Here is a 13,127-nt window from a genome sequence, read left to right on the forward strand (position 1 = left end):
CGGATACTAGAGGGTGTTATGCACCTTGGATCATGAAATCTGCTGCGCGCTTGAGCATGAGACATGCGAAGGCGACGACGTGGAGTCCTGCGAGGGTCTGAGCATAGCGCTCGTAGTCTTTGACGAGCCGCCTGCATCGCGTCGCCCAGGCGAATGAACGCTCGACCACCCAGCGCTTGGGCAGCAACACGAAGCCTTTTTTGGCCTCGGCGAGTTTGACGACGCAAAGCTCGGCGCCCTGCGCCTTTGCGGCCTCGGACGCCTTTTCGCCGGTGTAGCCCTGATCGACATAAACGAGTTCGACGCTTTCGCCTGTCACATCCTGCACGGCTGCGATGAGCTTGCCGACCTCGGCGCGGTCATCGACATTCGCCGGCGTGACATGCAACGCCAGCAAATGGCCCAATGTGTCGACTGCCATGTGCAGCTTCGAGCCGCGCTTTCGCTTCGCGCCGTCATAGCCCGCTCGTGGGCCGCTCTCAGGGGTCGAGCGCAAGGTGCGGCTGTCGATGATCGCCGCCGTCGGCTCCGCCGCCCGCCCGGAAGCGACGCGCAACTGGGCGCGCAGATCCTGCGCAAGCGCCTCGAACACGCCCGCCGACAGCCAGCGCTGCGATTGCTGATACACGGCGAACCATGGCGGCAGATCGTTGGGCATGGCGCGCCAGGCGATGCCGTAGCGCAGCACGTAACGCAGGCCGTTGAACAGCTCGCGCAGCGAATGTTGACGCTGCGGCGCGCCTTCGTCCATGAGCGTCAGATAAGGCGCAACCAGCGACCATTCTTCGTCGCTGACGTCAGACGGATAAGGTTTGCGAATCGGAGACATCCGATTCTACTAAGACAATCAATCACCAAAGTACATAACACCCTCTAGCGGCGGCAAATAGGACGGGTAGCCCCGTGCCCTCCCACACTGTTGCTTCTCTACTCTAGTCGAGACGAATCAGGAATCTTCTCCGCTCGGATCGACCGCCCCATCTCGTTTGCGAGACTGAGCAGGTTTCGCAGCGCCGCACCCCGATTGAACGGCGACCATACAGCCGAGAAAGGAATTGCCTCTGGCTCGTCCGCAATTGGGAGGAAGACCACGCCCGAAGTTGGCAACAACGATGTAGCCGCTCCAGCGATGGTTATGCCAAAGCCTTGTCCGACCATTGATAGCAACGTGCCGCGTTCAACATCGAAGCGTTGAATCGACGATGCGGGCCAGCGTCCGGCAAGACGTAGGACAACATGATCGTGCACCTGCGGGCCTGTGCCACCGACGCGAACAAGGAACGTCTCGCCTGCTAGATCAGGCCAAGTGACAGCAGGCCGTGAGGCTAGCCTATGCCGATCTGGCAACGCTGCGATGATTGGTTCAGTCCATATCTGCCGAGAATGGCAGTCGGGAGGCTCCGGCGAGCCGGCCACAAATGCGATATCGAGACGGTCGGCACGAAGCTGCATAATTGCATCGCGCGCCGTTCCCTCTGTCATCTCGACCTCGATACCGGGATAGTCCTCCCGGTATCGCCCGATTAGTTCCGCGAGGAAGCTGTGAGGAATCAGAGCGTGGACGCCAATGCGGAGGCGACCGCATTCCCCTGACGCTGCTAGGCCGGCTGCCTTCACCGCATGGTCGAGTTGGTCCACGCCGGCCGCCACACGTTCGACGAAATGGAGTCCGGCCTCTGTCAGACGGACGCCTCGCGCATGGCGCTCAAATAGGAGAACACCAAGGTCTTCCTCAAGCATCTTTACCCGTGCGCTCATACTCGACGGGCTAACGCCAAGCGCCTTCGCAGCATGGCGAAAGTTCAAAAATTCAGCAACAGCGAGAGTCTGAATTAGTGACACCATGGGTATTCGCAACCCGAGGGAAGTTTTCCATTCTTGGCGAGAATCTGTCCTAGAGCGCCGCATGATGGTGCTCCGACAGATAAGAAAAAGTCGAACTGGCTGAAATGACGTTGGCGACTAGCGCCCAAGCCAATCGCGCGGATCGAATGGCAAAATGGCGGTTTCGGTAGGCGGTGAACTGGCCTGAATGGATGCGTCCGCCCCGCAACGAGGCGTGCAGCATATGCCGCGTATTTTCTGGATTGTGCATTGGAGAAGCCTTGCAAGCGTCGCAATAGCTTGCCGCTCCGCAATCGCTTATCCGATCACGGACCCAAACCGACAAGCACGAAGCCGCTCACTGTCAGCGCGAACGGCTAGCGACGTGCCACAATCTCCAACACAAGCCTCTCCATCGTAGGTAGGGAAAGGATAGTCATCGGCGTGCCTTATCGTCAACGCCGGAGAATTTGATGGCGATACAACCGAGGCAGGTTTGATTCACACACCAAGACCTCGTGTTTTGCCGAGTTGCCACGACACTGATCCGCCTTGCACGACGCCCATGACCTCGCGGCCGAGCTGGCGGTCGATGACCGGCCGCCACGGGACAAGCGTGAACTCATGGGATTTCTCGACCACGGCGAACTTGCCGCTCGATAGCTGCACGGTGCCGGTGAACTTGCCGCTGACGTTCTCGCCGTCCGTGGCGGCGCGGAACGGCAGGCCCTTGCTCTCTGCCATCTCCGCGCCGACGCGGGCAACCTCGCGCTCGCGCAGGGTGGCGAGAAGGCTGCTTCGGTAGAAGATGCGGCCGTTCCGCGCTCGGGTGGCATCGCCCTGTTCGATATGATGTTCGCGCCGCTGGTCCATGGCCTCGCGCACCTGCTGGCCGAAGCCGGCCGGCGCGAGGTCGGCTGTCTCGCCATGAACCAATCGTCGGTCCAGCCAGGTCGCGCCATCCGATCCGATCTGCTTGCCTAGATCGAGCGGAGAAAGGACGCGCACGCTGGCCTGCCGGTCGCGGCCGGCGTCATAGGTCGCGGCGCGGCTGAGCAGATCATCGGGGATGCGCCATTGGTCGGCGTCGATGCGCTCGACGATTCCGGCGCGGCGCAACGTCTCCAGCCGGCGCACATGGGCATCGACATAACCCTCATAGTCGCCGCCCGGAACGCGACCCTCGAATTTCGCCTGCTCCAGATGGCGGCTCGGTCGATAGATGCCGTCTTCGGCGATGGTCGTGATGGTGCGGTCGGACGGCCGGGCCGCCACCTCTGCCGGGCCGATCTGGATCACGCTGCCGATGCGGGCGTCCTCCAACCGCTCGGGTGCAATGCCGGCGATATGGTGGGTGCGGCCGTCGATGCTGTCCACCACGATTGTCAGGTTCTCGCCCAGCTCGTCGGAAAGGTGCTTGTCCACGACGCGGCCGACGATGGGTGTCTCTGGCGCTCCGTCATGGATTTGGAAGCTCATGGGATCACGTTCGCCACCCTGCGGGCCGAGCGCCTTCTGCATGGTGCGGATAATGTCGCCGCGCTCGCCCAACTCGCGCAGGGCCGGCTCCATGTCCTTGCTCAATTCCCAAACGCCGGGCGCGTGCTCGGTCGCCAGCTCCATCTTCTCCAGCTTGCCGAGACGGCGCAGACGCAGCGTCCGCTCGAACTGTCGTCTCGGCGCTGCCGGCTCATGGCGCAGATCAAGGAAACGGGCATCGGCTTCCTCGGCCATGGCGCGGTCGATCCGGGTGAAACGGTCTTGATCGATTTCGGCGGACAGCTTGCGGGTCTGCTCGATCTCGGTGACGGGGCCGAGTTCCAGACTCGCAAGCTCGCTGGCCCGTTCGCGCAGGCCGGCGGAAAGATAGTCGCCGTTGATGACTAGATCCCCGCCTATGTCGTCGCGGCCGTTGATGATGACATGCACATGGGGATGGCCGGTGTTGTAGTGATTGACGGCAACCCAATCGAGTTTCGTGCCGAGGTCCGCTTCCACCTGTTTCATGAAATCGCGGGTGTAGGCCGTGAGGTCCGACAGCTCCGCGCCGTCCTCGGGTGAGACGATGAATCTGAATTGGTGGCGGTCGTCCTTGCCGCGATCAAGGAAGGCGTCGCCATCGGCGCGGTCCTCGGTCGCCGAATAGAGCCGGCCGCGCTCGCCGTCGCGTGACGTGCCGTCGCGCTGGACATAGCGCAGATGCGCGCGGGCGCGACCGCCCTTCCATGCGGCCCGGACGCTGCGCTGCTTGACGATCACGCGGCGGCTGCCCGGTTGGCGATGATGCCAATGGCCGGAGATGTTGCGGGCGCGCACGAAGCTCGCGCCTCGGCCGCGCTTCACGCCCTTGCCGCTGGCGACTGTGGCGCGGGACCGCCCCGGCGATGACGGGCGGGCTGATGACGGCATGGAAGGATCGCGGGAGGCTGCCGCCTGATGCTGGCGGGTGATCTTCTTGACCTGCGTGAAAAAGCTCTTGGTGTTGCCGGCCTTCGGCGTGTCGGATCGGATGCGGCCGGGCTTCGGGCGGAAACGGTTTTCATCGTCGGCGCTCAAGGGCGCGACTCCAGCCAAAACCGCCGAAAACAGGCCGATATGGGCCTATGGTGCCGCTCGAAACTCTGCAAAGCCAAGGCTTTGCGCAAAATCGCGGCACGCGGCCCCTCAAAACCATGGTGCCGGAATCGGCCACCTAAACAGTGTGCAGACAACAACAATTTCCAGAAGCGGCCCGACATGGTGCCGTCTTCTTTAATCTTGCCCTCCGCCCTTTCTGCCTTTTCTGCCCCTCCTGCCGGGAATCCAGCCGGGCAAAAACGTGCCTGACTGGATGCTGAAACCAGCGTTGCCGAGCGCGGGAACGCCGCCCTCATGGCGTTTCCTCGTCGCTGGCGCTCGCCACGAAAATGCTGCCGTCCTGCGACTCCGCACGGGCGGGATCGCGCGCCGGGACGGCAGCGCGAGCGTCGCCTGATTGCACCTCGGATGGCGGCGCGGCGACAGCCCGCGTGTCGGCCGGACGCATAACGAACAGCGGTGCCTCGCGCCAGTCGGGCGGCGGTGCCGGTGGTTGCAACGGCGCATCCGATGGGGCCGCGCCGCCAAGGTTCGGGGCGAGCGCGGCGACATAGGCGCGCGTCTCGGCGGGAAGCGGTCGGCCCGTCGCGCGGTGCTCGTCGTAGCGGCCGGGACCGGCATTGTAAGCCGCCAGCATCGCCGCGACATTGCCATAACGGTCGAACATTTCGCGCAGGTAGGCGGTGCCGGCGAGGATGTTGTCGCGTGGGTCGTAGGGATCGCGGCCGAGGCCATGGCGGACGCGCAGGCCCGCCCATGTGTCGGGCATCACCTGCATCAATCCCATTGCTCCGGCCATTGAGACCGCGCGCACATCGCCCGTACTCTCGGCGCGCAGCACGGCGCGAATCCAGTGCTCGGGGATGCCGAAACGCTGCGACGCCTCGGCGATGTGGGCCGCATAAGGATGGGTAGCGGCCGGGCGCTCGACCGACGCGGATTGCGCGACAGCGACGCCCGATCCGGCGCAGACGGAAAGCGCGCCGGCCAATATCAGGACGGCATAATGTCGTGCAGCCCTGTCTCCGCTTCGACACCAGCCTGCCAGCGTGCTCGCTGCGGTCAAGGGCGAGGCGCAAGCGCCGGCCGATGGCCGCCCCTGACCTTCGCTGCGCGCGCCGGCAGGCTGGTGGCCGAGCGGGACGGAGGGATGAGACGGCTTTTCCGCGAACAAAGGGATGACGATCTTGGACCGGATAGCGGGCCGGACGCGCGCGGCCATCATTCCTCGTCCTCGACTTTCCGGGGGTGCTTCCAACGCAGCGTCCAGACCGAAGGATCGTCGTTGGACTGGAACAGTTTGGCCCGGATCGGGAACGGGAAGATTGGTCCCTCCAATCGCATCGACACGAACTCGCCGGCATTTTCGCTGGAGTCTTTCCATGCGGGTCCGGCGTCCGGGCCGTCCTCGCTATCGAGGCGCACGCGATAGTCGGGCGCGTTTTTCACGTCGCTCGGCTTGGCCGGGACGATGAACAGCTTTTCGTGGAGGCCGAACGAATGAAGCTCTCCGGCATAGCCGGTTTCGGTGCGGGTGAAGGTGCCTATCTCTGCCATGGAAATCTCCTGTGATTGGCTTTCGGGGGATGGTTTCAGTGTGTCGGCGCGCGCCACTCGTAGCGGCCGACGCCTTCCTCATCGGTCCAGAGCGGGACCGCTCGGCCGATGACGGAAGCTGCGGGGATGGGTCCGAAATAACGGCCGTCGAGGCTGTCGCTGACCTCCCAATTCATGAGGAAAAGCTGATTGTCGCCGACGACGCGGCAGCCCTGCCAGACGGGCAGATCGCGGCCGAGGCTGTCGCGCTCCAGCGCCTCGCCCATCTCGATCCCATTCACCGTGATCGTGGATCGCAAGCGGCAAACCCGCTGTCCCGGCAAGCCGAGCACGCGCTTCAAGAGCGGGACGCCTCGCGCGATATAGCCGCGCTCGACCATGAAGCTGGCGAGCGGTTCGGGCGGCATGAGGACGACCAGCTCGGGCACGTCGAGCGCGTCGGCCGGCTCGACCGTGTAGAAGCCGACCGGCGCGCTGGCCGTGGCGTTCCAGATGAGTTTTGCGGGCCAATCGACGGCGCTGGTGGCGACGATGCCGATGACTGACAGCGCCGCCACCGTGAGGATGCGGCGGCGCGTCATGGGTCGATCCTTCGGCGATGAAGCCACGCAGCATGTCGCTCGGGGGTGTAGGCGTGTGGCTCCAGATTGGCGGTCAAACGGTTGTGGACGTGCCGCCAGTGCTCCGGCGAGGCGTCGGCCGGATCGAGGCCGAGCGATTCCACGGCGTCGATGGCGGCAAGCGCGCGCTGCACCTTCGGCCAGCCGTCGAGGCGCAACAGGATTTCGCCGCCGGGGCGCACGAACGGCAATGTCTGGAACGGCTCGCCCCTGCCGATGGCCCGCACAATGTCGATGCGGGAAACGACAGTGCCATGGTTGCCGCTCGCCCATCGGACGAAGGCGAAGACGCTGCCGGGCGCGAAGCCGACGACGCTTCGGCGGCGGTCGATGATCTGTTCGTAGCTCTTGCGGCCGAACCTTATCCAATGCTCGACCTTGCGTTTCTCGAAGGTCAGCTCGACCAATGTTGTGAAGGGCGCAGGCCCGTCCGGCAGCGGACGGCCGTGCGCGCTGCGATGGGCGCGACGGGTCATTGGTCGTCTCCGGCGATGTGCTGGTGGGAGTTGCGCGCGTGCGCTGCGTCAACGGCGGGCGTCATGGCTCGCCCCTTCGGGCAGAACCGGCACCACGCTTCGCCTGCGCGCGCGTCAAAGAAAAAGAGTTAGATTCTCTGTTAGATAAGTTAGCGGTCGGATTCCGCGTTTCAGGCCAAAGCGTTAGCTGCGGTTCGTGCGCCTGATGTGCCGATAGTGTTGCGCCTGATGTGCCGATACCCCGTGCGCCTGATGTGCCGATGGCATTAACAGGGTTATCAACAGTGCCTGCTGATAAGTTTTCGGGGCGGATGCGCAGCAGCTCGCGGCCGTTTTCCCGCTCGATCTGGAGCAGGTAGCCGGGGAGTTGCTGGCGGGCCGCGATCCGGCGCAGGTCGAGCGCGAAGTCGGACGGCCGGGCGAGGCTGCCGGATTTCTGGTGAAGGTGCGCAACCTCGAAAATCCAGCCGTGGCGCTGGCGCCCGGCGTGTTTTCGGGCGACGCGGTAAAGCCATCGCTCGATGCCGCCAGTCAGCCGGAAATAGGCCGGGTCGATGGTCAGGACCAGCGAGCGGTCGATGACGCTATTGTAGAACCATTCGGGCAGGACGAACTCCATGCCCTCGATGCGGCCGGCGCGCGTCGTCATTTCTTCCCACTCGTTGATCCATGAGAATTGCCGGCGACGCCAATGCGGGCCGTTGCGAATGGTTGTGGCGATGACGGTCGATTGCAGCCGCGCCAGCGCGGCTTTCAGAAGCCGGTATTGGTGATTGCCGGTCGGGCGTCCGATGGCGCGCAACAGGTGGTAGGGCGTGAAGCGGACGAAGCGCGAAGTCGTGAGGCCGTTGTTCTCGGCCGCGACGATCTGCGAGGCTGCCCATATGAGCACATCGGCATCCCATATCGTCGCCATGCCGTGCTCGGGTATCCCGAACACCTGCACCTCTATGTCGGCGGCCTTGTAGAGAATCGGCTTGGTGCGCGGGGTCTTCGCCAGCGAGAAGAACGGCCGTTCCATCAAGTCGCGCTGGTCGCGCGGCGGCGCATCGCCCGTTGCGACCACGAAGGGGTCTAGGCGGCTGCGCTCGCTGTCGTCGCTCGGCGGCGCGGGGGCGTGATCGTCCTCGCGCAGCATCTAGCACTCGTCCCGTTCTTCGGGCGTGAGTGGACGCGCGGGAAACACCGTGCCGGCGGTCTTGTCGCGGGTGGATTTGCGTTCACCCGCCGCGCTCCAGTCCTCCAGATCGCGGACGGTGTAGAGGACGCGACCGCCGACCTTGCGATAGGTCGGGCCGGTGCCGTAGGTGCGATGTTTCTCAAGGGTGCGGATGGATATGCCGAGGAATCGCGCGGCTTCCTTGGTGCGCAACAGGCGCGGCGGCAGGCCCGCAAGCGGGTTTGGCATGGATCACCTCCAGTCGGGATTGGGCTGCCGGAGGGCGGCAGCGGACTGTGGCGAACCATGGCGAGGGATCGGCGGCGCGTAGCGTGCCGCATTTGCGCCTATGCGCTGGCGGCACCCCCCTTCGGGGTGCTGCGCGCCGATAGGTGAGGGATTTCAGCGGCTCGTTGCCTGTTGCGCCGAATAGGCAAAGACATTCGCGCGCGGTTCAGCTAAGAACGTGGGTAGAGCAGACGCGCTGCTCCGGGGCGTCGAAACCCCTCACGAATGGCTGGTGCTGGCCAGAACTGCACCAACTCCTTGACCTATGGTCGGGGAGCCTGTGGCGTATACAACAGGCTTTCCGAGCTAAAGGCCATGGGGCCGTTTCGTGACGGTTTCGAACTCCCCGATCACCAAGAGTCAGAGAGAATCGTTTGCGGGGGCGCACCGCAGACAGTCTCTCTTGGATGTGGGGAACGGCTATGCGGGTTCACGTCGAACTCGATCCCGATGTGGATGACGAAGCGCCGACCGGCGACATCATAACCGTTTATGACGAGCGGCATTACGTCACCTATCTGCGGTTGCTGGATGCGAAGGCCGAGGGCGCAGACTGGAGTGAAGTCGCCCGGATCGTGCTGCACCGCGATCCGGCTGCCGAGGAACTTCGGACCTATCGTTGCTGGCAAAGCCATCTCGAACGCGCGCAATGGCTTTCGCGTGAAGGCTATCGAAAGATTCTGGAACAGGCAGCAGCAAACAAGGCGTGAAAATTAGCGGGCTGCAAGCTGGCTTCCAGCCGGCTTTCTGTTGCGGATTTTAGAGCCGCTAAGAACATCAACCCCCATCTTCCTAGTCATGAGAAAGGATTTTCTAAGTTGGATATTCCTCGGATTTTTAACATCACCGAAAGTGCGCACCGTATCCATAATCCGTTTACAGCCGACAAGTTCGCCACTCTTGGCGCAGCGTTGCGTTTGGAACCAGCAACCCATGTTCTGGACCTCGGTAGCGGTTCGGGCGAGATGCTGTGCACTTGGGCACGCGACTATAGGATTAGCGGCACAGGTATCGACATGAGCCAGTTGTTCACCGAGCAAGCGAAACTGCGTGCCGCAGAACTCGGGGTCGCCGATCAGGTGGAGTTCATTCACGATGACGCTACCGGCTATGTTGCTGACGAAAAGGCCGGAGTGGCGGCCTGCGTCGGTGCTACGTGGATCGGTGGGGGAGTCGCCGGCACCATTGAACTTCTGGCCAAGAGCCTCCACCCCGGAGGGATTATCCTCATTGGCGAGCCGTATTGGCTGCGGTTGCCGCCGACGGAGGAAATTGCAAAGGGATGCGGTGCCAGTGCGATCACCGATTTTCTGACGCTTCCCGAGCTTGTCGCGTCTTTTGATGGCTTGGACTATGACGTTGTGGAAATGGTTCTGGCAAATCAGGATGGCTGGGACAGGTATGAGGCGGCCAAGTGGCTAACCATGCGTCGATGGCTGGAAGCAAATCCCGAGGACGACTTCGCGAAAGACGTTCGAGCCCGGCTGACATCCGAACCCAAACGCTATACTGCCTACACGCGCGAATACCTCGGCTGGGGCGTGTTCGCGCTGATGGCTCGGTGATGCCCAGCATTGCGGCGTAATGTAAACAGATGCCGCTGGGCCGACCATCAACGCTTGTTGGGCTTGATTGGATAGCGAAGTAGCAAGCGATAGCCGCCGCGCATCATCTTGATGCCGTGTGCGACCAGCCGGCGGGCCTTGTTCTTGCGCGGGTCGCTCTCAAAATCCTCCTTGGAGCCACGAAAGCCAAGCAGGACTTCGGCGATGGTGCGATAGCTCTCACCGCGAAGCCGGGCGTCGAGCGCGCGCAGGGATAGGATATGCCATTGCCGGAGTTGGGCGGGAACGGCTCGGAAATCGGGACCAGGTGCGCGGCCGTTGAGGGACCGCCAAACACGGCGGGCGGCGTGGGCGCGCAGCTCCAGAAAGGAATCCATCGGTAGGATGGCGGCGTAGAAGGCCGCCGCGTCCGGCATCGCCTCGGGTAGCCAAAATTGATGTGCGACGCCATCCACCTGCCAGATGCCATGCCAGCCATCGGAAGCGCGGCGTAGGTCGAGGCCGTCAAGATGTGCCAGCGTCAATATCGGTTCAGTGTCACTGTCATTGCGCTCAACCGGGGACAGCATCACCGCTTGCGGTAGAAGGTTCGGACTCCAGATCGGCGCTTGCCCATCATGCGGCGCGTCGGGATCGCATGGGAAATCGCAACCCCCAGCGATCCGCAAACACTTCAAGCTCGCGGCCGGGCAGTTGTTGGTTCAATGCGATGGCGTGGTAGTCCTGACGGTAATCGTCATTTCGGCGCAGATATTCCCAAGCGAAACCGGCGACCGGGATATGCTTTGCGTGCCGATAGGCCACAGGCAAACGCCAATCGATAGTAAGCATGACGCACCCTCTCTACTCAAGGGCGCAAACCGCGCCCGGAGTGAGAGCTTCCAAGACAGTCAATTTTAGAAAAAGATGGGATTATCTGACACGTTGTCCGCCCTAGAGGGTGTTATGCACCTTGGATCATGAAATCTGCTGCGCGCTTGAGCATGAGACATGCGAAGGCGACGACGTGGAGTCCTGCGAGGGTCTGAGCATAGCGCTCGTAGTCTTTGACGAGCCGCCTGCATCGCGTCGCCCAGGCGAATGAACGCTCGACCACCCAGCGCTTGGGCAGCAACACGAAGCCTTTTTTGGCCTCGGCGAGTTTGACGACGCAAAGCTCGGCGCCCTGCGCCTTTGCGGCCTCGGACGCCTTTTCGCCGGTGTAGCCCTGATCGACATAAACGAGTTCGACGCTTTCGCCTGTCACATCCTGCACGGCTGCGATGAGCTTGCCGACCTCGGCGCGGTCATCGACATTCGCCGGCGTGACATGCAACGCCAGCAAATGGCCCAATGTGTCGACTGCCATGTGCAGCTTCGAGCCGCGCTTTCGCTTCGCGCCGTCATAGCCCGCTCGTGGGCCGCTCTCAGGGGTCGAGCGCAAGGTGCGGCTGTCGATGATCGCCGCCGTCGGCTCCGCCGCCCGCCCGGAAGCGACGCGCAACTGGGCGCGCAGATCCTGCGCAAGCGCCTCGAACACGCCCGCCGACAGCCAGCGCTGCGATTGCTGATACACGGCGAACCATGGCGGCAGATCGTTGGGCATGGCGCGCCAGGCGATGCCGTAGCGCAGCACGTAACGCAGGCCGTTGAACAGCTCGCGCAGCGAATGTTGACGCTGCGGCGCGCCTTCGTCCATGAGCGTCAGATAAGGCGCAACCAGCGACCATTCTTCGTCGCTGACGTCAGACGGATAAGGTTTGCGAATCGGAGACATCCGATTCTACTAAGACAATCAATCACCAAAGTACATAACACCCTCTAGGAGAACAGTTATATTATGTTTTTATTAACGATGTTTTTAATGGTATTCTAGACTTCAGAAATTCTGATCGTTGAACAGTGTCTTCGCCCGGATATGCAGGCGAAACCACTTACTACCTACTCGAAAACAGATGCACCTCGTCGCGTGCAGTTTCCACCGTGAAGAACTCGCCATTCATCTCGGCATCGCGTGCCATCGCGTCCCAATCGACATAGTAGCGCAGGGCCTCGGGGATCGTGACGCTCTCGGTGGTCAGCTCCTCCATGTAGTCGGCGAGGCTGGCGAACTGACCATGATAGCAGTCCTGCAAGGTGGTTTCGGCTTGGTCCATGTCGCCACCGAATTGCTCCAGCAGGCCCGCGCCTAGTGCGCCGTGCTCTGCGATGAAAGCGCCCATCCGCGCCACGTTGTCGATGCCGGCATATTCGCTGATGGTGACGCCCTCGAAACCCTCATAGTCATGGATGGCGTATTGGCCCCGTGCCGTGCGCAAAGTGCGGGACAACGCTTTCCAGAACGGAGTCGCTGTCGGTCGAAGTCAGACGCAATTGGAGTCTGGGCGCACTCGCCATGAGCGAGCGCAACTCGTCATTGGCCGCGCCAACGATCTCGGAGAGTCCCGGCTGGTCCTCAAGCCGCGTCCCTTCGGGCGGAGTCCAGAGACGCGCGCGTTCGGCCCGGACGGCCTGCGCGGGCATGTCCCCGCGCGTCGCCACCACGCGGCGGAACAACTCGGACGAAAAGGAAAGCCGCATAGCGTCGGACCGCGTCGTAGCCGCCGTCATATCCGAGGGCCCTGAGCTCTTCGAAAATCCGGATGCGGGTCAGCCGCTCGCGCTTCGGCTTGCGCGCATTCGCCGCCAGCATCTCGTCGAGCTTGCCTTTCCAGGGACCGATCTTCGGCTGCGGTTGGACGGTTCGCTCGTAAGTCATCTCCGTTGCGCCGGACCGGATCACCTTCCGAACCGTGTTCCGCGATACCCGCAGCTCTCGGCAGATATGCTTGATCGACTTCTTGTCCTGGAAATACGCCCGGCGGATCTTCGCAATCGTCTCCACAACCAGCATCCCACACTGTGCCCCCCGATAGCCTCGGAGGCATCATGACCATCAGCGTAAGGGGGGTCATTTTTGGAAGCCGATTACCCCGTTACGGGGTCAGACGATATGACCATGCGGGTGGGAGACGGGGTAGCCCGTCTCCACGATGTGCAATCAGCGAGGGTTACGCCATAAGCGCCTATCCTCATGCACAGG

The 13,127-nt window shown here is 62.8% G+C and carries 16 protein-coding genes and 2 pseudogenes; 3 read left to right on the forward strand and 15 right to left on the reverse strand.

The genetic code is table 11. The annotated features are described in order from the left end of the window. Nucleotides 1-16 precede the first annotated feature (16 nt). The 4 genes and pseudogenes from MET49242_RS14935 to MET49242_RS26665 all read right to left on the reverse strand — a co-directional run. On the reverse strand, nt 17-829 hold the full coding sequence (locus tag MET49242_RS14935; RefSeq protein WP_036279258.1) for an IS5 family transposase: 813 nt from the start codon (nt 827-829) through the stop codon (nt 17-19). Between the two features lie 98 nt (nt 830-927). Beyond that, nucleotides 928-1,845: a LysR family transcriptional regulator gene (locus MET49242_RS14940; RefSeq protein WP_051134232.1), complete on the reverse strand. Its 918-nt coding sequence runs from the start codon at nt 1,843-1,845 to the stop codon at nt 928-930. A gap of 480 nt (nt 1,846-2,325) precedes the next feature. Beyond that, on the reverse strand, nt 2,326-3,558 hold the full coding sequence (locus MET49242_RS26215; protein ID WP_371212554.1) for a DUF3363 domain-containing protein: 1,233 nt from the start codon (nt 3,556-3,558) through the stop codon (nt 2,326-2,328). A 174-nt stretch (nt 3,559-3,732) separates the two neighbouring features. Further along, nucleotides 3,733-4,233 (reverse strand): annotated as a pseudogene (locus tag MET49242_RS26665) (relaxase/mobilization nuclease domain-containing protein); the annotation flags it as partial. A 27-nt stretch (nt 4,234-4,260) separates the two neighbouring features. Between MET49242_RS26665 and MET49242_RS25790 the strand changes: the two are divergent. Beyond that, a complete protein-coding gene (locus MET49242_RS25790; RefSeq protein ID WP_192815633.1) occupies nt 4,261-4,650 on the forward strand; it encodes a hypothetical protein in 390 nt (129 codons plus the stop codon). 43 nt (nt 4,651-4,693) lie between these two features. On the opposite strand, the gene MET49242_RS14955 is transcribed toward MET49242_RS25790, so the two are convergent. The 6 genes from MET49242_RS14955 to MET49242_RS14980 form a co-directional block, all read right to left on the reverse strand. Further along, nucleotides 4,694-5,626: a lytic transglycosylase domain-containing protein gene (locus MET49242_RS14955; protein ID WP_051134233.1), complete on the reverse strand. Its 933-nt coding sequence runs from the start codon at nt 5,624-5,626 to the stop codon at nt 4,694-4,696. Next, nucleotides 5,623-6,015, reverse strand: coding sequence for a DUF736 domain-containing protein (locus MET49242_RS14960; protein WP_244430824.1), 393 nt, complete (start codon nt 6,013-6,015; stop codon nt 5,623-5,625). The genes MET49242_RS14955 and MET49242_RS14960 overlap by 4 nt, the downstream gene beginning before the upstream one ends. Continuing rightward, on the reverse strand, nt 5,994-6,539 hold the full coding sequence (locus tag MET49242_RS14965) for a S26 family signal peptidase (RefSeq protein ID WP_036284011.1): 546 nt from the start codon (nt 6,537-6,539) through the stop codon (nt 5,994-5,996). Before MET49242_RS14965 ends, MET49242_RS14960 begins: the two co-directional genes overlap by 22 nt. Beyond that, the gene (locus MET49242_RS14970) at nt 6,536-7,054 is read right to left on the reverse strand and encodes a DUF2840 domain-containing protein (RefSeq protein ID WP_036284013.1); all 519 of its coding nucleotides are present in this window, start codon (nt 7,052-7,054) and stop codon (nt 6,536-6,538) included. Before MET49242_RS14970 ends, MET49242_RS14965 begins: the two co-directional genes overlap by 4 nt. A 61-nt stretch (nt 7,055-7,115) precedes the next feature. Next, nucleotides 7,116-8,192, reverse strand: a complete 1,077-nt coding sequence (locus MET49242_RS14975; RefSeq protein ID WP_036284015.1) for a replication initiator protein A — start codon at nt 8,190-8,192, stop codon at nt 7,116-7,118. Next, nucleotides 8,193-8,462, reverse strand: a complete 270-nt coding sequence (locus MET49242_RS14980) for an AlpA family transcriptional regulator (RefSeq protein ID WP_036284017.1) — start codon at nt 8,460-8,462, stop codon at nt 8,193-8,195. It abuts the gene before it with no gap. 461 nt (nt 8,463-8,923) lie between these two features. Here MET49242_RS14980 and MET49242_RS14985 point away from each other — a divergent pair, with 461 nt between their 5' ends. Both MET49242_RS14985 and MET49242_RS14990 read left to right on the forward strand, forming a co-directional pair. Then, nucleotides 8,924-9,211 (forward strand): DNA -binding domain-containing protein, encoded by a 288-nt coding sequence (locus MET49242_RS14985; RefSeq protein WP_036284019.1) that lies wholly within the window; start codon nt 8,924-8,926, stop codon nt 9,209-9,211. A gap of 108 nt (nt 9,212-9,319) precedes the next feature. Then, a complete protein-coding gene (locus MET49242_RS14990) occupies nt 9,320-10,066 on the forward strand; it encodes a cyclopropane-fatty-acyl-phospholipid synthase family protein (RefSeq protein WP_036284021.1) in 747 nt (248 codons plus the stop codon). Nucleotides 10,067-10,113: 47 nt separating this feature from the next. On the opposite strand, the gene MET49242_RS14995 is transcribed toward MET49242_RS14990, so the two are convergent. The 5 genes and pseudogenes from MET49242_RS14995 to MET49242_RS15015 all read right to left on the reverse strand — a co-directional run. Further along, nucleotides 10,114-10,635 (reverse strand): DUF2285 domain-containing protein, encoded by a 522-nt coding sequence (locus tag MET49242_RS14995; protein WP_036284023.1) that lies wholly within the window; start codon nt 10,633-10,635, stop codon nt 10,114-10,116. 46 nt (nt 10,636-10,681) lie between these two features. Then, nucleotides 10,682-10,897: a transcriptional regulator domain-containing protein gene (locus MET49242_RS15000; RefSeq protein ID WP_036284025.1), complete on the reverse strand. Its 216-nt coding sequence runs from the start codon at nt 10,895-10,897 to the stop codon at nt 10,682-10,684. A 112-nt stretch (nt 10,898-11,009) separates the two neighbouring features. Continuing rightward, complete coding sequence (locus tag MET49242_RS15005) at nt 11,010-11,822, reverse strand: IS5 family transposase (RefSeq protein ID WP_036279258.1); 813 nt, start codon at nt 11,820-11,822, stop codon at nt 11,010-11,012. Nucleotides 11,823-11,982: 160 nt separating this feature from the next. Further along, nucleotides 11,983-12,375 (reverse strand): antirestriction protein ArdA, encoded by a 393-nt coding sequence (locus MET49242_RS15010; protein ID WP_084679132.1) that lies wholly within the window; start codon nt 12,373-12,375, stop codon nt 11,983-11,985. 242 nt (nt 12,376-12,617) lie between these two features. Beyond that, nucleotides 12,618-12,938 (reverse strand): annotated as a pseudogene (locus MET49242_RS15015) (IS21 family transposase); the annotation flags it as partial. Between the last annotated feature and the right edge of the window lie 189 nt (nt 12,939-13,127).

Source organism: Methylocystis sp. ATCC 49242 (assembly GCF_000188155.2).
Classification (GTDB): Bacteria; Pseudomonadota; Alphaproteobacteria; order Rhizobiales; family Beijerinckiaceae; genus Methylocystis.